General features: G+C 59.6%; 23 protein-coding genes. 19 read left to right on the forward strand and 4 right to left on the reverse strand.

All coding sequences use genetic code 11. From position 1 onward, the window contains the following. Nucleotides 1-4: 4 nt before the first annotated feature. The 3 genes from M8014_RS11825 to tusA form a co-directional block, all read right to left on the reverse strand. Nucleotides 5-514: a TRAP transporter small permease gene (locus M8014_RS11825; RefSeq protein ID WP_271282629.1), complete on the reverse strand. Its 510-nt coding sequence runs from the start codon at nucleotides 512-514 to the stop codon at nucleotides 5-7. A gap of 21 nt (nucleotides 515-535) precedes the next feature. Continuing rightward, entirely contained in the window at nucleotides 536-1,510 is a 975-nt protein-coding gene (locus tag M8014_RS11830; protein ID WP_271282630.1) for a TRAP transporter substrate-binding protein, read from the reverse strand. A 191-nt stretch (nucleotides 1,511-1,701) separates the two neighbouring features. Beyond that, a complete protein-coding gene (gene tusA, locus M8014_RS11835) occupies nucleotides 1,702-1,944 on the reverse strand; it encodes a sulfurtransferase TusA (RefSeq protein WP_271282631.1) in 243 nt (80 codons plus the stop codon). A gap of 168 nt (nucleotides 1,945-2,112) precedes the next feature. Between tusA and M8014_RS11840 the strand changes: the two genes are divergently transcribed. Further along, on the forward strand, nucleotides 2,113-2,778 hold the full coding sequence (locus tag M8014_RS11840; protein WP_271282632.1) for a 7-cyano-7-deazaguanine/7-aminomethyl-7-deazaguanine transporter: 666 nt from the start codon (nucleotides 2,113-2,115) through the stop codon (nucleotides 2,776-2,778). A gap of 72 nt (nucleotides 2,779-2,850) precedes the next feature. Continuing rightward, nucleotides 2,851-3,408 (forward strand): DcrB family lipoprotein, encoded by a 558-nt coding sequence (locus M8014_RS11845; protein WP_271282633.1) that lies wholly within the window; start codon nucleotides 2,851-2,853, stop codon nucleotides 3,406-3,408. A gap of 1 nt (nucleotide 3,409) precedes the next feature. Here the strand turns inward: M8014_RS11845 and M8014_RS11850 are convergent, their stop codons facing one another. Then, the gene (locus tag M8014_RS11850; protein ID WP_271282634.1) at nucleotides 3,410-4,618 is read right to left on the reverse strand and encodes an MFS transporter; all 1,209 of its coding nucleotides are present in this window, start codon (nucleotides 4,616-4,618) and stop codon (nucleotides 3,410-3,412) included. 144 nt (nucleotides 4,619-4,762) lie between these two features. Here M8014_RS11850 and M8014_RS11855 point away from each other — a divergent pair, with 144 nt between their 5' ends. The 17 genes from M8014_RS11855 (at nucleotide 4,763) to M8014_RS11935 (ending at nucleotide 19,784) form a co-directional block, all read left to right on the forward strand. Further along, nucleotides 4,763-5,812 carry an AI-2E family transporter gene (locus tag M8014_RS11855; RefSeq protein ID WP_271282635.1) on the forward strand — a complete coding sequence of 350 codons (1,050 nt, stop codon included), beginning with the start codon at nucleotides 4,763-4,765 and terminating at the stop codon, nucleotides 5,810-5,812. Between the two features lie 474 nt (nucleotides 5,813-6,286). Further along, the gene (locus M8014_RS11860) at nucleotides 6,287-7,009 is read left to right on the forward strand and encodes a beta-ketoacyl synthase chain length factor (RefSeq protein WP_271282636.1); all 723 of its coding nucleotides are present in this window, start codon (nucleotides 6,287-6,289) and stop codon (nucleotides 7,007-7,009) included. Further along, on the forward strand, nucleotides 7,006-7,821 hold the full coding sequence (locus M8014_RS11865; RefSeq protein ID WP_271282637.1) for a lysophospholipid acyltransferase family protein: 816 nt from the start codon (nucleotides 7,006-7,008) through the stop codon (nucleotides 7,819-7,821). The genes M8014_RS11860 and M8014_RS11865 overlap by 4 nt, the downstream gene beginning before the upstream one ends. Further along, nucleotides 7,802-8,059 carry a phosphopantetheine-binding protein gene (locus tag M8014_RS11870; RefSeq protein WP_271282638.1) on the forward strand — a complete coding sequence of 86 codons (258 nt, stop codon included), beginning with the start codon at nucleotides 7,802-7,804 and terminating at the stop codon, nucleotides 8,057-8,059. The genes M8014_RS11865 and M8014_RS11870 overlap by 20 nt, the downstream gene beginning before the upstream one ends. A gap of 13 nt (nucleotides 8,060-8,072) precedes the next feature. Next, entirely contained in the window at nucleotides 8,073-8,327 is a 255-nt protein-coding gene (locus tag M8014_RS11875; protein ID WP_271282639.1) for an acyl carrier protein, read from the forward strand. Nucleotides 8,328-8,332: 5 nt separating this feature from the next. Beyond that, the gene (locus M8014_RS11880) at nucleotides 8,333-8,920 is read left to right on the forward strand and encodes a COG4648 family protein (RefSeq protein ID WP_271282640.1); all 588 of its coding nucleotides are present in this window, start codon (nucleotides 8,333-8,335) and stop codon (nucleotides 8,918-8,920) included. Continuing rightward, nucleotides 8,913-10,274 carry an AMP-binding protein gene (locus tag M8014_RS11885; RefSeq protein ID WP_271282641.1) on the forward strand — a complete coding sequence of 454 codons (1,362 nt, stop codon included), beginning with the start codon at nucleotides 8,913-8,915 and terminating at the stop codon, nucleotides 10,272-10,274. Before M8014_RS11880 ends, M8014_RS11885 begins: the two co-directional genes overlap by 8 nt. Then, complete coding sequence (locus M8014_RS11890) at nucleotides 10,261-10,614, forward strand: ApeI family dehydratase (protein ID WP_271282642.1); 354 nt, start codon at nucleotides 10,261-10,263, stop codon at nucleotides 10,612-10,614. The genes M8014_RS11885 and M8014_RS11890 overlap by 14 nt, the downstream gene beginning before the upstream one ends. Next, on the forward strand, nucleotides 10,605-12,296 hold the full coding sequence (locus tag M8014_RS11895) for a glycosyltransferase family 2 protein (protein ID WP_271282643.1): 1,692 nt from the start codon (nucleotides 10,605-10,607) through the stop codon (nucleotides 12,294-12,296). Before M8014_RS11890 ends, M8014_RS11895 begins: the two co-directional genes overlap by 10 nt. A 3-nt stretch (nucleotides 12,297-12,299) precedes the next feature. After that, complete coding sequence (locus tag M8014_RS11900; protein ID WP_271282644.1) at nucleotides 12,300-12,722, forward strand: acyl-CoA thioesterase; 423 nt, start codon at nucleotides 12,300-12,302, stop codon at nucleotides 12,720-12,722. Further along, on the forward strand, nucleotides 12,719-13,324 hold the full coding sequence (locus M8014_RS11905) for an outer membrane lipoprotein carrier protein LolA (protein ID WP_271282645.1): 606 nt from the start codon (nucleotides 12,719-12,721) through the stop codon (nucleotides 13,322-13,324). Before M8014_RS11900 ends, M8014_RS11905 begins: the two co-directional genes overlap by 4 nt. After that, nucleotides 13,293-15,614, forward strand: a complete 2,322-nt coding sequence (locus tag M8014_RS11910) for an MMPL family transporter (protein WP_271282646.1) — start codon at nucleotides 13,293-13,295, stop codon at nucleotides 15,612-15,614. The genes M8014_RS11905 and M8014_RS11910 overlap by 32 nt, the downstream gene beginning before the upstream one ends. Continuing rightward, entirely contained in the window at nucleotides 15,611-16,192 is a 582-nt protein-coding gene (locus M8014_RS11915) for a DUF3261 domain-containing protein (RefSeq protein ID WP_271282647.1), read from the forward strand. Before M8014_RS11910 ends, M8014_RS11915 begins: the two co-directional genes overlap by 4 nt. A 1-nt stretch (nucleotide 16,193) precedes the next feature. After that, nucleotides 16,194-17,360, forward strand: a complete 1,167-nt coding sequence (locus tag M8014_RS11920) for a beta-ketoacyl-[acyl-carrier-protein] synthase family protein (protein WP_271282648.1) — start codon at nucleotides 16,194-16,196, stop codon at nucleotides 17,358-17,360. Continuing rightward, a complete protein-coding gene (locus M8014_RS11925; protein WP_271282649.1) occupies nucleotides 17,357-17,830 on the forward strand; it encodes a hotdog family protein in 474 nt (157 codons plus the stop codon). Before M8014_RS11920 ends, M8014_RS11925 begins: the two co-directional genes overlap by 4 nt. Next, nucleotides 17,827-18,558 (forward strand): 3-ketoacyl-ACP reductase FabG2, encoded by a 732-nt coding sequence (locus tag M8014_RS11930; RefSeq protein ID WP_271282650.1) that lies wholly within the window; start codon nucleotides 17,827-17,829, stop codon nucleotides 18,556-18,558. The genes M8014_RS11925 and M8014_RS11930 overlap by 4 nt, the downstream gene beginning before the upstream one ends. Further along, nucleotides 18,555-19,784 (forward strand): beta-ketoacyl-ACP synthase, encoded by a 1,230-nt coding sequence (locus tag M8014_RS11935; RefSeq protein WP_271282651.1) that lies wholly within the window; start codon nucleotides 18,555-18,557, stop codon nucleotides 19,782-19,784. Before M8014_RS11930 ends, M8014_RS11935 begins: the two co-directional genes overlap by 4 nt. Nucleotides 19,785-19,786 lie beyond the last annotated feature (2 nt).

The following is a 19,786-nucleotide window of genomic DNA, read 5'->3' on the forward strand; positions in this document are numbered from 1 at the left end:
CCCCTTAACTGTGGTTGCCGATCATGACGACCGGGCGGTTTTCCTGGGAGCCAAACATCAGCCGCTCCAGCACGAACAAAATGAGGATCGCCGAGCCGACGGGCAGCGGCAGATAACTCTCACCGGAGGTCAGAATCGGAAACTCCGCCACCGGCTGTTCCCACAGCTCGACGCAGAGCAGGTAGCTGTACCAGAAGATAATCAGCGAAATCAGCAGCATCAGCAGATCCACAATCCTGGCACACAGGGCTTTTAACCCGGCTGGCAGGCGGTCGGTCAGCATGTTCACCGCGATATGCGATCCGGCGCGGTAGCCCACCGCCGCGCCGATAAAGGTGAAGGTCACCATGCAGATGATGGCCACCGGTTCAGGCCACGACTCGCCGCGGTTGAGGACGTAGCGGGAAAAAATCCCAATCGGAATCACAATGGTCATGATCAGCAGCGAGACGCCCGCCACGGTCATGGCGAGCAGGTACAGGCGATCCATCCACTTCAGATAGCTTTCGGACATACGTCCTCCACAGGGCTGGGTTTACTGAACGTCAGCGATGGCTTTCATCAGGTCCTGATGCTTTTTCTCGCCATACTCTGCGCGCACCGGCTCTGTCGCTTTGATAAATACCGCCTTATCGATGTCATGGAACTGTACGCCACCGGCTTTCATTTTTTCCAGCGCCTGCTGGTTGTAGGCCTGCCACAGCTTGCGCTGTTCAAACTGCGCTTCACGGGCCAGGGTCAACACTTTTTGCTGCTCGTCGGCGCTCAGCTTGTCCCATTTCACTTTGGAATAGAGCAGCATTTCCGGGGTGATGAAGTGGCCGCTGAGGGTGTAGTTTTTGGCCACCGGCATGTAGTTGTGGGCCACAAAGGTTGGCGGGTTGTTTTCTGCCCCGTCAATCACCCCAGTCTGCATCCCGCTATAGACCTCACTCACCCCCATCGCCACCGAGTTGGCGCCCATGTCTTTCAACGTGGCCAGCGCCACCGGGCTACCCTGCACGCGAATCTTCATCCCTTTTAAATCTTCCGGCTTGGCCACCGGGTTCTTGGTGATCAGGTTGCGGGTGCCGGAGTCCATCCAGCCGAGGAACACCAGACGAGATTTGGGATTGGCGGTCAGCTTCTCGCCGATGGCTTTGCCCACGTCACCGTCGATGACTTTGTGCATATGATCTTCATCGCGGAAGACGTACGGCAGGGTAAAGACTTCGATATCCGGCAGGATGGCGGCAACCGGTGCCATCGAGACGCGAATAATGTCGATGGCGCCCATCTGTGCCTGCTCGATCATCTGTTTTTCATCCCCCAGCACGCCGCCGGGGAAGACTTTAATCTCCAGCTTGCCGTCGGTTTGTTGTTTCAGTTTTTCGCCCATCTGCTGTACCGCCACCACGTTCGGGTAGCCTTCGGGATGGACATCGGCAGCTTTAATGGTTTGCGCAGAAACGGAGCAGGCAAAAGCGGACAGGCACAGAGCAGCCAGCAACGGCTTGAGGGTCGTTTTCATCGAGTCAACTCCAGGGTAGTGAGGGTAAGTATCGGAACGTTGTTTTAGTTTTGAACGTTTAAAAACTAGACCACACCCTGAAAAGCGGAGGTGAAGCGCCTCACAAAAAGCGCCAAATTATGAAATGATGGTTTAGATTTGTGGCGAGGGTCATGCCGGGTGGCGGCTTCGCCCTACCCGGCCTGCTGGGGCTAGCCTTTGCGTAACAGGTACCGGTACGGCAGCACCTCAGTCTCCTGCGCCAGCAGCTCATGTTCCATAAAGGTACAGAAACCCGGGATATCGCGGGTGGTGGCCGGATCGTCGGCAATGATTAGCAGGGTTTCACCGGTTTGCATGTTGCGCACCGTTTTACGCACCATCATCACCGGCTCCGGGCAGCGCAGGCCCTGGGCGTCAAGGGTGTGGTCGGGGCTGGAAAACAGATCGGTCATCGTCGTCTCGCTAAGGTAAAAAACGGCAGTAGTTTACGCCCCGCAGGGGGCAATGCAAACCAGGTTAACGATTGCGTGAAAATCAACCATTGCAAAGATGAATTAAAGCAGTATGATGCAGCCGGTTTTATTGGGTTCCCTCACCCCAACTTATAAAAAGGTCACAATATGACGCAGTTCTCTCAATCGCAGCGCGTAAAAGCGTTGTTCTGGCTTTCGCTTTTTCATCTGCTGGTGATCACCTCCAGTAACTATCTGGTGCAGCTGCCGATCTCCATTTTTGGTTTGCATACCACCTGGGGCGCGTTCAGCTTCCCGTTTATCTTCCTTGCTACCGATCTCACCGTGCGCATCTTTGGCGCGCCGCTGGCCCGACGCATTATTTTTGCCGTCATGCTCCCGGCGCTGTTTGTGTCGTACGTGATCTCCTCCCTGTTCTATATGGGAAGCTGGCAAGGGTTTGAAGCCCTGACCCACTTCAACCTGTTCGTCGCCCGCATTGCCGCGGCCAGCTTTATGGCCTATGCGCTGGGGCAGATCCTTGATGTGCATGTGTTTAACCGTCTGCGGCAGAACCATCGCTGGTGGATGGCCCCCACCGCCTCCACGCTGTTTGGGAACGTCAGCGATACGCTGGCCTTTTTCTTTATCGCGTTCTGGCGCAGCCCGGACCCGTTTATGGCCCAGCACTGGATGGAAATTGCGCTCGTGGATTACGCCTTTAAGGTGCTTATCAGCCTGGTGTTCTTCCTGCCGATGTATGGCCTGCTGCTGAATATGTTGCTGAAAAGACTCGCAGATAAATCTGAAAATCCGGCATTGCAGGCCGGTTAAAGGTTCCCCTGAACAGTTGTGATAAGATGGACGGATGAGCCGTTATGGCCGTTTATCGAAAGGAAGAATTCAATGCGCAATCTGGTTAAATATGTCGGGATTGGCCTGCTGGTGATGGGGCTTGCGGCCTGTGATAACAATGACGGCAAAGCGCCTGTTCAGGGTGCCTCTGCCGAGAGCAATGCGACGGGTCAAGCGGTCAGCCTGATGGATGGCAAACTTAGCTTCTCTCTGCCTGCCGATATGACCGATCAGAGCGGCAAGCTGGGCACCCAGGCCAACAACATGCACGTTTACTCCGACGCCACCGGGCAAAAAGCGGTGATTGTGATCGTCGGCGACGACACCAGTGAAGACCTGGGCGTGCTGGCAAAACGTCTGGAAGAGCAGCAGCGCAGCCGCGACCCGCAGCTGCAGGTCGTGACCAACAAAGCTATCGAGCTGAAGGGCCACAACCTGCAACAGTTGGACAGCATTATCTCGGCCAAAGGCCAGACTGCTTATTCATCTGTGGTGCTCGGCAAAATCGACAATAAGCTGCTGACCCTGCAGATTACCCTGCCTGCTGACGATCAGCAGAAAGCGCAAACTGCTGCGGAAAGCATTATCAATACGCTGGTTATTCAGTAAGTTATTGCGATGACATGGCCTCCGCTGGAGGCCATTTTTTTAGCCGCCACGTCAGCAGTAACGCCACCGCCACCAGTCCTGCCGCCGCGAGATAGATAACCGGCACCCCGGCCCACGCCATCACCAGTCCGGCCAGCGGCCCGGTCACCCCCAATGACATGTCCATAAACACCGTGTAGGTCGCCAGCGCTGCGCCCTGGTTTTGCTGCGGCACGGCTTTCACCGCCACCACGCCCAGCGCCGGGAACACCAGCGAGAAGCCCGCACCCGCGAGGAAAACGCCAGTTTTCGCCATCCACGGTGCCTCGGCGATACTGGTCAGCAGCAGTCCGACAATCTCGACGCTAAAGCAGATCATCGCCACGTTCAGCCCGCCCAGCCGGTTGATGCCGTTGGGGAACAACAGCCTCGTGCCGACAAACGCACAGCTAAATAGCGTCAGCGCAAAGGCCGCGCCGTCCCAGCCTTTGGCGTCGTAGAACAGGGTAATGAAGGTGGCGATCACCCCAAAGCCCGCCGAGGCCAGCGCCAGTGCCATGCCGTACGGCCAGACGCGTCCGAGCACCGCGCGAAACGGCATCGGTTTGCCTTTGCTGGCTTTCACCGTCGGTCGCGGCAGCGCGAACAGGATCGCCAGTAGCGCCACCACCATGATGGTCAGCGCCAGGCCGTTCAGCCCGCTGTAGCGATAGCACAGGACGCCGAGCGGCGCCCCCATCGCCATTGCGCCGTAGGTGACAATCCCGTTCCAGGAGATCACCCGTCCGATATGCGATGCGCCCACCACGCCCACGCCCCACAGGGTCGATCCTGTTCCGGCCAGGCTTTGCCCGACGCCAAGGATCACCCGGCCCAGACACAGCAGCGCCAGGCTCACCATCGGCCAGCCGCTGGTAAAGCCGGCCAGCAGATAACTCACCCCGCTCAGGAAACAGCCGCACAGCCCCAGCACCACAATGCTTTTCGGGCCAAACAGGTCGGCATAGCGTCCGGCGTAAGGGCGACTTAACAGGGTGGCGAAGTATTGCAGGCTGATCACCAGACCCGCCCAGAAGGCACTAAAGCCCATGATGTCATGCACATAGCCAGGAAGGACCGCCAGCGGCAGGCCGATGGTCAGGTAGCTGGCAAAGTTGAAAATAACGACAGAAACAATCCGCAGATTAAGACGTAATCCGCTCAGCGCCGGTTCGGCGGCAGGTTCGGGCATCGGGCTCACCAGAATTTTTACAACAGTGTTTCACTATTACCACGTCAGGCCTGGAAAATCAGCAGCGACTTTAAGAATAGAGGTGCCTACCGAAGCGTTACGCGCGCACTACACTTTAGGGGCATCTCATAACAAGGAAACGCTATGACAACCACGCCGCCCGACAAAGTGGGTTTACACATATTGCTGAAGCTGGCCTGCCTGGTGGTGATCCTCGCGGGTATTCACGCCGGGGCGGATATCATCGTACAGCTGTTACTGGCGCTCTTTTTCGCCATCGTTCTCAACCCGCTCGTCACCTGGTTTATACGCCGGGGCGTAAAGCGGCCTTTCGCCATCACCATTGTGGTGATAGTGATGCTGATCGTGCTGACGGCGCTGTTTGGCGTGCTGGCGGCTTCGCTCAGTGAATTTTCTGCCCTGCTACCGAAATACAACAGAGAACTGACGCGCAAAATTATCAGCCTGCAGGAGATGTTCCCGTTTCTGAACCTGCATATCTCGCCGGAGCGCATGCTGAAACGCATGGATTCCGAAAAGGTCATGACCTTCGCCACCGCGCTGATGACCCAGCTTTCCGGGGCGATGGCCAGCGTGCTGCTGCTGGTGATGACCGTGGTCTTCATGCTGTTTGAAGTGCGCCATGTGCCGTACAAAATGCGTTTTGCTCTGAACAACCCGCAGATCCACATCGCCGGTTTACACCGGGCGCTGAAGGGCGTGTCGCACTATCTGGCGCTGAAAACGCTGTTGAGCCTGTGGACGGGGGCCATCGTCTGGCTGGGGCTGGCGCTGCTCGACGTACAGTTCGCCCTGATGTGGGGGGTGCTGGCTTTTCTGCTGAACTACGTGCCCAACATTGGCGCGGTGCTCTCCGCCGGGCCGCCGATGATTCAGGCGTTCCTGTTCAACGGCATTTATGAGTGTCTGATGGTGGGGGCGCTGTTTCTGATCGTCCATATGATTCTGGGCAACATCGTTGAGCCAAGAATGATGGGCCACCGGCTGGGGATGTCGACGATGGTGGTGTTCCTGTCGTTACTGATCTGGGGATGGCTGCTCGGCCCGGTGGGGATGTTGCTCTCCGTGCCGCTGACCAGCGTCTGTAAGATCTGGATGGAGACCACCCATGGGGGCAGCAAACTGGCGATCCTGCTCGGCCCGGGCAGGCCAAAAAGCCGACTACCGGGATAGCCATGCCTTCTCAGGCTGTCAAAAAACCTGCTGCTCTGAAACAGCGGCAGGTTTATTTAGCTAACAGAATGGTCTTATCGTATTAAAATAAAAAACACCCGAATTACATTTATTTAAAGAGTCCCAAACGCCTTTAATTTCTGCCTTATCCGTAAGCGAATCGCGCCGCGCAAATACCCTCTGCACGCCAGGGGTATGAATGTAATGTGAGTATTCTGAAAAAAGCGGCTTATTATTAAGCCTGTGCCAGCATACTTCTGATAAGCAAAGATTTTCCCATCAATGGGTTCAGGTTTTCTCATTTTTATTTAATGTAATACCGCCTCTTATATTCGCCAGCACGCCGACAAAATTGTACGATGTCGATGGCAATACCCTTTTTTTAGCATCGAGACTTTTTATCCCTCTCCTGAGTCAGCAGACTTCAGGCTAAGCTTCGTTATTGGATTACGGATTTATCGCGGACGCGCGCAGATGAAATTTGCACTTAACATTCTCGACTGGCAAGCCAGAGCGCCAGGCCTTAGCGATGCCAGTCAGTGGCTGGCATGGTCGCAAGGTTTGCACGCCATCGATCCTGGTGCGCCGCAGGCGAAACTGACCGCGCTGCCGATGATGGCCGCCCGCCGCCTCAATTCTGGCAGCAAGCTGGCGGTGGATTGCGGTCTGGCAATGGTGCGTAATCACGCCATCGATGCGGTGGTCTATACCAGCCGCCACGGCGAGCTGGAGCATAACTATCGCATTCTGCATGCGCTGGCCACCGGGCAGGATGTTTCGCCAACCGATTTTGCCATGTCCGTACACAACTCTGCGGTGGGCAATCTCACCATCGCCGCGCGTCAGCCGATTGTCTCGTCATCGCTTTCCGCCGGGCTTGATACCTTCCAGCAGGGCTTGTGCGAAGTGCTGAGCCTGATGCATGCCGGATACGCCCGCGTGCTGATGGTTGATTTCGACGGCGCGCTGCCTGACTTTTACCATTCGGCCCTGCCGTCACCGATGCCAACGTGGCCGTTTGCGCTGGCGCTGGTCCTCGAAGCAGGGGAGACGTTACACTGCGAAACCCGCCCCGGCAGTCCCGGCACAGAGCCCCCTTTAGCGCAGAGCCTGCTGTTCCTTCGGCACTATCTTCGTCACGATCCGCAGTTTGCGATTGCCGGCGAGCGCCTGCTGTGGCAATGGACGCGCCAATGACCGGAATCATTGCCACCCTCAATCGCGGCTGGCGCCGGGTCATGACCGGTCTGTGCTTCGTCCTGTTTGGCGTCGGTGGGCTGCTGCTGTCTCTGGTGTGGTTCAATCTGTTATTGCTGGCGCAGCGCGATCGTGCCCGTCGTCGTCGCCTCGCTCGTCGCAGCATCGCCGCCAGCTTCCGCGCCTTTTTAACCGTTGCCCGCGCGGTTGGGGTGCTGGATTACCGCATTGATAATCTGGAGGCGCTGCGCCAGGATCGCGGCTGTCTGGTCGTGGCGAACCATCCCACGCTTATCGACTATGTGCTGATCGCCTCGGTGATGCCGGAAACCGACTGTCTGGTGAAAAGTGCGCTGCTGCGTAACCCCTTTCTGAGCGGCGTGATACGGGCGGCGGATTACCTGATTAACAGCGAAGCCGACACGCTGTTAAGCGCCTGTCAGCAGCGGTTGGCTCAGGGCGACACTTTACTGATATTCCCGGAAGGCACGCGTACCCGAGCGGGGGAAGCCATCACTTTGCAACGCGGCGCGGCGAATATTGCCGTGCGCTGTGGCAGCTCGCTGCGGGTGGTGATCATCCACTGCAGCGAGCCTCTGCTGGATAAACAACACCGGTGGTATGAAGTCCCGGCGAACAAACCCTTTTTCACCCTCGATGTCCGTGAGCGGGTGAATACTCATGATTTTTACGATGCGGCGGTACAAGAACCGGCTCAGGCAGCACGGCAGCTCAACCGACACCTGCAGCATCGCTTAACATCCGGTCTTCAATCTTTGTCAGGAATTAATGATGCAAGCGCTCGACCTTGAAATTAAAAATCTTATTATCTCTACCCTCAATCTGGACGAACTGACCCCTGACGACATCGATACCGATGCGGCGCTGTTTGGCGATGGCCTGGGTCTCGATTCAATCGATGCCCTGGAGCTGGGGCTGGCGGTAAAAAACCAGTACGGCGTCGTGCTGTCTGCCGAAAGCGAAGAGATGCGTCAGCACTTCTTCTCCGTCGCCACCCTGGCGTCATTTATCACTGCCCAACGCGCCTGAGAACGGATCCACCATGACAACTGAACAAGACGCTATTTATCAGGAAGTGACCTCCCTGCTGATCAACCTGTTTGAGCTCGCCCCACAAGACATCACCCCAGAGGCGCGCCTGTATGAAGACCTGGATCTGGACAGCATCGACGCTGTCGATATGGTGGTTAACCTGCAGAAGAAAACGGGCATCAAGATCAAGCCTGAAACCTTCAAATCGGTGCGTACCGTTCAGGACGTCGTAGACGCCGTCGAACAGCTTCTGCGTGAAGCCTGAGCCGCATGCGTGACGGACGGTCATTTCCGGCTATCCCGTTCCTGACGGGCTTAATGCTGGTCGCCTGGCCGTTCCTGATTGGCTTTGGCCTGACGCATAACGGCCTGCACTGGCTGCTGCCGCTAATGGCATTGCTGCTGCTGTTTCGTCTGCGCCAGGCGCGACTTCACGCCGGGCCGATGCGCTATGTCGTTCAGAGCGTGACGCTGGCAGGCATCGCCCTCTGCGCGGCAAGTTACCTGCTGAAGGCCCATCAGTGGCTGCTGCTGTATCCGGTGGTGGTCAACCTGGTGATGCTGGCGGTATTTGGCGGCTCGCTGTGGACATCAATGCCGCTGGTTGAACGGCTGGCCCGGCTGCGTGAACCAAATTTACCCCCTGAAGGGGTGCGCTATACCCGCGTCGTAACCCGCGTGTGGTGCGGCTTTTTCATTTTTAACGGCAGCGTGGCGCTATTCACCTTCCTGCGGGGCGATATAGCACTCTGGACGCTGTGGAACGGCATCATTGCCTACATTCTGATGGGAACCTTGATGACAACCGAGTGGCTGGTGCGTCAACGGGTGAGAAACAAAGAGAAGCACCATGCATAGCGCCCTTCCTGTGCGCCAGTGGCTGAATGCCCCGCGCCCGGACGACACGCCTGTTGCCTGGAGTGGCGATCGCGGCTGGACGCTGGGGCAGTTGCGCGATGACGTCAGCAGCTTAACAACCTACCTGCAACAGCAGGAGGGCGAGCGCTGGGCGCTCTGTTTCGACGATAGCTATCTGTTTATCGTAGCGTTACTGGCGATGCTCCATGCCGGTAAAATTCCGGTCATCCCGGGCCACAGCCGGGTATTGCTGCTGGAAAAGCAGCAGGCCCTGTTTGACGGCCTGCTGAGCGATCGGGCGTTACGCTATTCCGGTCGTCTACGGGTGGTGAGTGCTACCCGACGCAGCCACGCCCCCTTTCTCCCGCTGCCTGACATTGCCGACGCGGCCTTCATCGAGCTGTTTACCTCTGGCTCGACCGGGGCACCAAAACGCGTCGTCAAAACCATCACCGACCTCGACAGGGAAGCCGCGCAGCTGGCGACCCTTTTTGGCGAGCGGCTGATCGGCTGTCGGGTGGTGGCCTCCGTGGCGCCTTATCATCAGTACGGGCTGACGTTTCGCCTCTTTTTACCCCTGTCGCTGGGGTTAGTAGTGCATTTAGCCATCATCGAGTACAGCGAGCAGTTGGCGGCGCTCGATCCGCAGTATCGCTACCTTTTCATCAGCAGCCCGGCGTTTCTGAAGCGGATCGACACGCAGCTCTCGGCCCCACCGGTGGCGATGCTGATCTCCGCCGGAGGAGCGCTGGAGTGGAAAACCGTGGAGAAGACCCATCGCTGGCTGAACATCTGGCCGGATGAAATCTATGGCAGCACGGAAACCGGCGTCCTCGCCTGGCGCCATTATCAGAAAGAGGGTCTCCTCTGGCGGCCCTTGCCCGGCGTGCATTTCCATCAGGATCAGGACGGCCTTCGCGTCGCCTCACCGTTCATCCCACACGGCGAAGAGTGGCCCCTCGACGATGTCCTCCAGTTTGATGCGACCGGCGCATTCAGGCTGGTCGGACGCCGGGATCGGGTAGTTAAAATCGAAGAGAAACGCATCTCGCTGGATGAGATCGAGCAGCATCTGCTGGCGTTAGAGGGTATTTGCGAAGCGGCGGCGCTGCCGATAGTGCGCAACGGAAGACAGGGGATTGGCGCGCTGCTGGTGTTGGACGGCGCAGCGCGTGAACAGCGCAAGCAGCGTGACAACAACGCGCAGGAGCAGGCCTGGCGACGCGCCTTGCGACCCTGGCTCGACCCCGTCGCGGTGCCTCGCGACTGGCGCATCGTTGATGAAATACCGGTTAACAGTATGAATAAGCGTGTTTATGCGCAGTTACAGGAGTTATTTCATGAAAATCCATGAAATTGAGCGCCAGCAGGCACACCCGCAGCATCTGGATATCACCCTGCATCTTGATCCCGCGCTGTTCTGGTTTCAGGGCCATTTTGCCGTCCAGCCGCTGCTGCCGGGCGTGGCCCAGCTTGACTGGGTGATGCACTACGCCACCACGCTGCTGGCCCCGGCGTATCGCTTTCACAGTATTCAGAACGTGAAATTTCAGGCCCCGCTGCTGCCCGATACCACGGTGACGCTCACCCTCGACTGGCACGCTGAGCGTGAGATGCTCTCTTTCCACTATCAACGCCACGATGGCGCACAGCGCCATATCGCCAGCAGCGGGAAGATTCGCTTATGTCGTTAACCTTCCGTCCCTGCATCCTGATCCCCTGCTATAACCACGGGGCGATGATGGCGAGCGTGCTGCAACGCCTGGCCCCGTTCGCCCTGCCGATTATCCTGGTCGATGATGGCAGTGATGCCGGTACCCGTCAGGAACTGAACCGCCTGGCCGCCGACAATGCCCAGCTCACGCTGGTGCGGCTGACGCACAACGCCGGGAAAGGCGCGGCGGTGATCCGCGGGCTGAAAGTCTGTGCCGGATCCGGGTTTACCCACGCGGTGCAGGTGGATGCCGACGGGCAACATGCGATTGAAGATATCCCGAAACTGCTGGCGCTGGCAGCCCGTCATCCCCAGGCGCTTATCTCCGGCAAGCCGGTTTATGACGCGTCGATCCCGCGCGCGCGGCTGTATGGCCGCTGGGTAACGCACGTGTGGGTGTGGATCGAAACCCTCTCTTTACAGCTTAAAGACAGCATGTGCGGCTTTCGGGTGTATCCGGTGGCCCCGACGCTGCAGCTGGCAAACCGCGTGTCGCTCGGCAAGCGGATGGATTTTGACATCGAAGTAATGGTGCGCCTCTACTGGCAGGGCACCACCAGCCATTTTCTGCCAACCCGCGTGACCTATCCGCAGGATGGCGTATCCCATTTCGATACCCTGAAAGACAACCTGCGCATTTCATGGATGCATACCCGGCTGTTCTTCGGCATGTTACCCCGCATCCCCTCCCTGCTACGGGGTCGCCGCAGGCAGCACTGGGCAGAGCAGCAGGAAGTCAAAGGCCTGCGCGGGATGCGCCTGATGCTGCGAGTCTGGCAATGGCTCGGTCGTCGGGCGTTTAATGCGCTGCTGTGGCCGGTGATTGGTGTCTACTGGCTGACGGCCCGCCCGGCGCGACGGGCATCGCAGGAGTGGATCGCCCGGGTCAGCCAGACGCTGGCCCAGCGCCAGCAGCCGACGCCCGCACGCCTGAACAGTTTTTTCCACTTCCTGCGCTTTGGTCAGGCGATGCTGGATAAAGTCGCCAGCTGGCGCGGGGAGCTAAAGCTGCACCAGCACGTGACCTTTGCCCCCGGGGCGCGTGAAGTACTGGACAGTGCGGCGCCGCAAGGCAAGCTGCTGCTGGCCTCACATCTGGGCGATGTGGAGGTGTGCCGCGCGCTGGCCCAGCGCGAAGGCCACCACACCATTAATGCGCTGGTGTTCAGTGATAACGCCCGGCGCTTCAAACAGATTATGCAGGAGATGGCCCCCGAGGCGGGACTGAACCTGATCTCCGTGACCGATATCGGGCCGGAGACCGCCATCCTCCTGAAAGAGAAGCTGGAGCGCGGCGAGTGGATTGCGATCGTCGGCGATCGTCTGGCGATCAACCCTCAGCGTGGCGGCGAGTGGCGGGTGGTCTGGAGCGAATTTATGGGCCAACCGGCCCCCTTCCCCCAGGGGCCGTTTATCCTTGCCGCGATCCTGCGCTGTCCGGTGGTACTCATTTATGCCCTGCAACAGCAGCAGACCCTGCGGATCCACTGCGAGCCGTTTGCCGACCCGCTGATCCTGCCGCGAAATGGGCGTCAGCAAGCGTTACAGCAGGCTGTCGATCGTTATGCGCAGCGGCTGGAGCATTATGCCCTGCAGTCGCCGCTCGACTGGTTTAATTTTTTCGATTTCTGGCACCTGCCGGATACCAAAGGAAAGGAGTAAAGGGTGCTGACCGATCCCCGCTTTACCACCGAGGTTGAGCTGACCGTCCCGTTTCACGACGTCGATATGATGGGCGTGGTCTGGCATGGCAACTATTTCCGCTATTTTGAAATTGCCCGCGAGGCGCTGCTGAATCAGTTCGATTACGGCTATCGCCAGATGAAAGCCTCCGGCTATGTCTGGCCGGTGGTGGACACCCGGGTGAAGTACCGGGAGGCGCTCACCTTCGAACAGCGGATCCGCGTCCGCGCCCATATCGACGAGTTTGAAAATCGCCTGCGCATTGCCTATCAGATTTTCGACGCCGCCAGCGGCAAACGGACCACCACCGGCTACACCATTCAGGTGGCCGTTGAAGAGATGAGCCGCGAGCTGTGCTTTGTCAGCCCGGCGATCCTGTTTGAGCGTATGGGAGTGACCCCATGAAGTGGTTACCGCTGCTTGCCCTGCTGGCAAGCCCGTGGGTAAGCGCCGTGACGCTGGACGAATTGCAGCAGCGCTTTACCGAACAACCGGTGGTGCGCGCCCACTTTGAGCAGACCCGCACCATTAAGGATATGCCCCAGCCGCTGCGCTCCAGCGGCGAAATGCTGATCGCCCGCGACGACGGCCTGCTGTGGGATCAAAAATCACCCTTCCCGATGCTGCTGCTGCTGGATGACAAACGAATGGTGCAGACCATTAACGGCCAGCCGCCGCAGACCATCACCGCAGAAAACAACCCGCAGATGTTCCAGTTTAACCATCTGCTGCGCGCCCTGTTCCAGGCAGATCGCAAGGTGCTGGAGGAGAACTTCCGCATCGATTTTAAGGATCTCGGCAATGGCCGCTGGTCGCTGATGCTGACACCAACCACCACCCCGCTGGATAAGGTTTTTACCTCGCTGGATCTGGGTGGCGCAGCCTACATGGAATCCATTGTGCTGAACGATAAGCAGGGCGACCGCACCCAAATCGCCCTTTCCCACCACCAACTGACGCCCGCCAGCCTGACCGATGCCGAACGCCAACGCTTTGCCGCACCATAACAGCCGCCGTCCGGCGCTGCTGTGGTTGCTGACCTGCCTGATCCTGCTGGGGGTGCTGCTGTCGCTCCTGCCCGGTGCACGGCTGAACAGCAGCGTGCTGGCGATGCTGCCCAAACAGACCCTCGGGGCGATCCCCCCGGCGCTGAACGACGGCTTTATGCAGCGCCTCGACCGCCAGCTGGTGTGGCTGGTCAGCCCCGGCAAAAAAGCCGATCCGCAGGTGGCACAGCAGTGGCTGACCCTGCTGCAGGGCTCGTCGTCGCTGAATGAGGTCAAAGGCCCGATGGACGCTGCCGGGCAGAAGGCGTGGGGAGAATTTTTCTGGCAGCACCGTAACGGTCTGATCGACTCTGCTACCCGCGCGCGCCTGCAGAACGGCGGTGAAGCGCAGGCGCAGTGGATTTTGTCCCAGCTCTATTCGGCCTTCTCCGGCGTCAGCGGCAAAGAGCTGCAAAACGACCCGCTGATGCTGATGCGTGGCTCGCAGCTGGCGCTTGCGCAAAACAGCCAGAAGCTGCGGCTGATGGACGGCTGGCTGGTGACGAAAGATGAGGCCGGTAATTACTGGTATCTGCTGCATGGCGAGCTGGCCGGTTCGTCATTCGATATGCAGCAAACCAGCAGACTTGTGACAAGGCTGCACGGGCTGGAAGGCCAGCTGAAAGCGCAGTATCCGCAGGCGCAGTTGCTGTCACGCGGCACCGTGTTTTACAGCGATTACGCCAGCCAGCAGGCGAAACGGGATATCTCGACCCTTGGCGTCGCCACTATTCTGGGGGTGATCCTGCTGATTGTGGCGGTGTTCCGCTCCCTGCGTCCGCTGGCGCTGTGCCTGATATCTATCGCCACAGGCGCGCTGGCGGGCACGGTGGCGACGCTGCTGCTGTTTGGCGAGCTGCACCTGATGACGCTGGTGATGAGCATGAGCATCATCGGCATCTCGGCGGATTACACCCTCTACTACCTGACCGAACGAATGGTTCACGGCGGACAGGATTCACCCTGGCAGAGCCTGGCGAAGGTGCGTAATGCCCTGCTGCTGGCGCTGCTGACCACGGTTGTCGCGTATCTGATCATGATGCTGGCGCCGTTCCCGGCCATTCGTCAGCTGTCGGTGTTCGCCGCCGTGGGGCTCAGCGCCTCGTGCCTGACGGTGATTTTCTGGCATCCGTGGCTGTGTCGCGGCCTGCCGGTGCGTCCGGTTCCGGCAATGGCGCTGATGCTGCGCTGGCTGGCAGCCTGGCGGCGCGACAGGCGTCTGTCTGTCGGGCTGCCGGTTACGCTGGCGCTGCTGGCGGTAGCGGGTATGGCCACCCTGCGGATCGATGACGATATCGCCCAGCTGCAGGCGCTGCCGCAGGATATTCTGGCGCAGGAAAAAGCCATCACCGCCCTCACCGGGCAGAGCGTCGATCAGAAATGGTTCGTGGTGCATGGCGTCTCGGCCCAGCAAACTCTTGAGCGGCTGGAGGCCTTCACCCCGGCGCTGGCCCGGGCGCAGCAGGCAGGGGACCTGACGTCGTGGCGCACCCTGCCGCTGAACTCGCTGAAACGGCAGGAAAGCGATCTGGCGCTGCTAAAAAGCGCGGCCCCGGCGGTAACGACGGTGTTGCAAAACGCTGGCATGACAACGATTTCAGCCGATCTGAACGCCATGCCGGTGCAGGTTGAGGCCTGGCTTGCCAGCCCGGCCAGTGAAGGCTGGCGGCTGCTGTGGCTGACCCTGCCCGACGGGCAAAGCGGCGTACTGGTACCGGTCAATGGGGTCAACAACAGCCCCGCGCTGGCGGCGCTGGCCAACAAACAGCTGGGCGTGGTGTGGGTGGATCGCAAGGCGAGCTTTGACAGCCTGTTTACCCTCTATCGCACAGTGCTGACCGGGCTGCTGGTTGTCGCGTTAGCGGTGATCGCCTGCGGGGCAATGCTGCGCCTCGGCTGGCGCAACGGGCTGCTAAGTCTGGTGCCGTCGGTGCTGTCACTGGGCTGTGGCCTGGCGGCGCTGGCCGTGACGGGTCATCCGCTGAATCTGTTCTCGCTGCTGGCGTTGGTGCTGGTGCTCGGGATCGGTATCAACTACACCCTGTTTTTCAGCAACCCGCGCGGCACGCCGCTGACCTCGATGCTGGCGATCACCCTGGCGATGCTGACCACGATTTTGACCCTCGGCATGCTGGTATTCAGCACTACCCAGGCCATCAGCAGCTTTGGGGTGGTGCTGGTCAGCGGTATTTTTACCGCCTTCCTGCTGGCGCCGCTGGCGATGCCGACTAAAAAAGAGAGAACACGATGAGGCCTTTATACCGTGCCATCGCCCTGATCGGCGTGCTGTTGCTGGTGGGTTGTGGTTCATCCACGCAGAATACCGACGCTGCCCGCCCGCAGGCGTGGCTGCAGCCCGGCGCCAAAGTGACGCTGCCTGCGCCGGGCATCACCCCGACGCTCAATTCGCAGCAGCTGCTGACCGGCCGTTTCAACGGCAAAACCCAGTCGCTGCTGGTGATGCTGAATGCCGACGGGCATAAAATTACCCTGGCCGGGCTGTCATCGGTGGGAATTCGTTTGTTCCTGGTCACCTATGATCAAACGGGGATCCATACTGAACAGTCGATTGTTGTGCCACAGCTGCCTCCGGCCAGCCAGGTGCTGGCGGACGTGATGCTCAGCCACTGGCCCATCAGCGCCTGGCAGCCGCAGTTGCCGAAAGGCTGGACGCTGCAGGACAAGGGCGACCGCCGAGAGCTGCGCAATGCCCGAGGCACGCTGGTGACGGAGGTGGTTTACCTGCAGCGTAAAGGTCAGCGCGCGCCGATCAGCATCGAACAGCACGTCTTTAATTACCACATCACCATTCAATATCTGGGTGACTGAGATGATCTACATTTCTGCCGTTGGCCTGGTCAACGCGCTCGGCAACGGGCCTGACGAGATTGCCGCTAATCTGACGCGCGGCGTTGCACCCGGGATGCGTATTCGCCGCGGCTGGTTACAGAACCAGGATGCGGTGCTGGGGGGCGTCGAGGGTGAATTACCGGCGATCCCGGATAGCTATGCTGCACACCGCACGCGCAATAATCAGCTGCTGCTGGCCGCGCTGGCGCAGATCCAGCCTGCCGTGGACGACGCCATTGCCCGTTTCGGTCGGGAACGGATCGCCGTGGTGCTGGGCACCAGTACCTCCGGGCTCGACGAGGGTGATGAACATGTGCGCCTGACGCAGAACGGCGAAGCCAGCCTTCACTGGCAGTATTCCCAGCAGGAGCTGGGCGATCCGTCGCGTTTTCTGGCGAACTGGCTCACGCTGGAAGGCCCGGCCTATACCCTATCGACCGCCTGCTCCTCCAGTGCGCGGGCAATCATCAGCGGCCGACGGTTGATTGACGCCGGGTTGGTGGATATCGCCATTGTCGGCGGGGCGGATACGTTAAGCCGGATGCCGGTCAATGGCTTTAACAGCCTTGAATCGCTGTCCACCACCCTGTGCGAGCCCTTTGGCCGCGATCGCCGGGGCATCACCATTGGCGAAGCGGCCGCCCTGATGGTGCTGACCCGCGAGCCGCAGCCGGTGGCGTTACTGGGCGTCGGGGAGTCGAGCGATGCGTACCATATTTCGGCCCCGCATCCGCAGGGCGAAGGGGCGATCCACGCCATGACTCAGGCCCTGAACGACGGGGGAATAAAACCGGACGAGGTAGGCTACATCAACCTGCACGGCACCGCGACACCGCTCAACGATCGGATTGAATCCCAGGTGGTGCATGACCTCTTTGGCGACACCGTACCCTGCAGTTCAACCAAGCATCTGACCGGCCACACGCTGGGGGCGGCGGGGATCACCGAGGCCGCGTTGAGCTGGCTGATTCTGACCCGCGACCTGCCGCTGCCTGCCCAGGATTTCGACCGTTATGCGCCCGATCCAAGGCTCGCCGCCTGCGGCCTACTGCATCAGACTGTGGCCTTGAAAAAAGCGGCGATCATGTCTAATTCATTCGCCTTCGGCGGCAATAATGTCAGCATCTTGCTGGGGAGAGTGTCATGAGTTATTTACCACCAGGCGACTACCTGCCCCACGACGCGCCGATGTTGCTACTGGAGTCGGTCGAAAGCGTTAGCGAAGAGACGGCTGTCTGCCGGGTAACGGTCAGCGACCAGGGTGTGTTGGCCCCCTTTCTGAATGCCGAGGGCTGCCTGCCGGGTTGGTACGCGCTGGAGCTGATGGCCCAGACCGTGGGCGTCTGGTCTGGCTGGCATCGTCAGCAGCAGGGGCGCAGCAGCATCAGGCTCGGCATGGTGTTGGGCGCCCGGGAACTGGTGTGCGCAGCAGGGCAGTTCCCGGCCAACATCCTGTTAACCGTGAGCATCAAATTGCTGATGCAGGATGAACGCTTTGGCAGTTTCGAATGTGCTATCACCGCCGACGGTTGCACGCTGGCAACCGGCCGGGTCAATACCTTTAAGCCCACCCACGAAGAGTTAACCTCGCTTTTTAATCAGGGAGCACGCGCATGAGTCGTTCCGTTCTGGTTACCGGCGCCAGCAAAGGCATTGGCCGGGCCATCGCCATGAAACTGGCTGCTGATGGGTTTACCGTTGGGGTCCATTATCACCGTGACGCCGCAGGCGCACAGGACACCCTTAGCGCTATTGAACAGGCGGGCGGCAGTGGCCGCGTGCTGTCGTTTGACGTGGGCAACCGGGAGCAGTGCCGCGAAGTACTGGAGCAGGAAATCGCCACCTTTGGCGCCTGGTATGGCGTGGTCAGTAACGCTGGGATCGCCCGCGATGGCGCCTTCCCGGCACTGAGCGACGACGACTGGGATAGCGTGATCCACACCAATCTCGACAGCTTTTATAACGTCATCCACCCCTGCATTATGCCGATGATTGGCCGACGCTCGGGCGGGCGTATCATCACCCTGTCTTCCGTTTCCGGGCTGATGGGCAATCGCGGCCAGGTGAACTACAGCGCGGCGAAAGCGGGGATTATCGGTGCCACCAAAGCGCTGGCGATTGAGCTGGCGAAGCGCAAAATTACCGTCAACTGCATCGCACCGGGGCTGATTGATACCGGGATGATCGAGATGGAAGAGGCCGCGCTGCAAGAGGCGATGGCCATCATCCCAATGAAACGGATGGGCCACGCGGACGAAGTCGCTGGGCTGGCCAGCTATCTGATGTCTGATATTGCGGGCTATGTCACCCGCCAGGTCATTTCCATTAATGGGGGCATGCTATGACGCGTCGCGTGGTGATTACAGGCATGGGTGGCGTCACCGCCTTCGGTGAGGACTGGCAGTCGGTTGCCGCACGCTTGCTGCAATATGAAAACGCCGTGCGCAAAATGCCGGAATGGGCGGTTTATGACGGTCTTCAGACCTTGCTGGGGGCGCCAGTCGATGACTTTGCCCTGCCGGAACACTACACCCGCAAGCGCATCCGCTCGATGGGCAGGGTGTCGCTGATGTCGACCCGCGCCACCGAGCTGGCGCTGGCGCAGGCCGGACTGATTGACGATCCGGTACTCACCCACGGCGAAACCGGGATTGCCTACGGCTCATCCACCGGCAGCACCGGTCCGGTTAGCGACTTCGCCACCATGCTCACCGAAAAACACACCAGTAACATCACCGGCACCACCTATGTGCAGATGATGCCGCATACCACAGCGGTGAACACCGGGCTGTTCTTCGGCCTGCGCGGGCGGGTGATCCCGACCTCCAGCGCCTGCACCTCCGGCAGCCAGGCGATCGGTTACGCCTGGGAAGCCATTCGCCACGGTTATCAAACGGTGATGGTCGCAGGCGGCGCAGAAGAGCTCTGTCCGTCAGAAGCGGCGGTGTTCGATACGTTGTTCGCCACCAGCCAGCGCAACGACGCGCCGAAACTCACCCCGTCACCGTTTGATACACAGCGCGACGGTCTGGTGATTGGCGAAGGTGCCGGGACACTGATTCTTGAAGAGCTGGAGCATGCGAAAGCGCGTGGCGCGACGATCTACGGTGAAATCGTGGGCTTCGCCACTAACTGCGACGCGGCGCATATCACCCAGCCGCAGCGGGAAACCATGCTGATCTGCATGGAGAAGTCGCTGAAAATAGCCGGACTCAGCCCGCGTGAGATCGGCTACATTTCCGCACACGGCACGGCAACCGACCGGGGCGATATTGCCGAAAGCCAGGCCACTGCCGCGCTTTTCGGCGACAACGTGCCGATTTCATCGTTAAAGAGCTATTTTGGCCATACGCTCGGGGCCTGCGGCGCGCTGGAAGCCTGGATGAGTGTGCAGATGATGCGCGAGGGCTGGTTTGCCCCGACCCTGAATTTAAGACAACCGGATGAGCAATGTGGCGCATTAGATTATATTATGGGGAAAGCCCGTCATATTGACTGCGAATATCTGCAAAGCAACAACTTCGCGTTCGGCGGCATTAATACCTCCATTATCATTAAACGCTGGGCGTGACT

Origin of the sequence: Silvania hatchlandensis, from assembly GCF_025564065.1 — a bacterium.
Classification (GTDB): domain Bacteria; phylum Pseudomonadota; class Gammaproteobacteria; order Enterobacterales; family Enterobacteriaceae; genus Enterobacter; species Enterobacter hatchlandensis.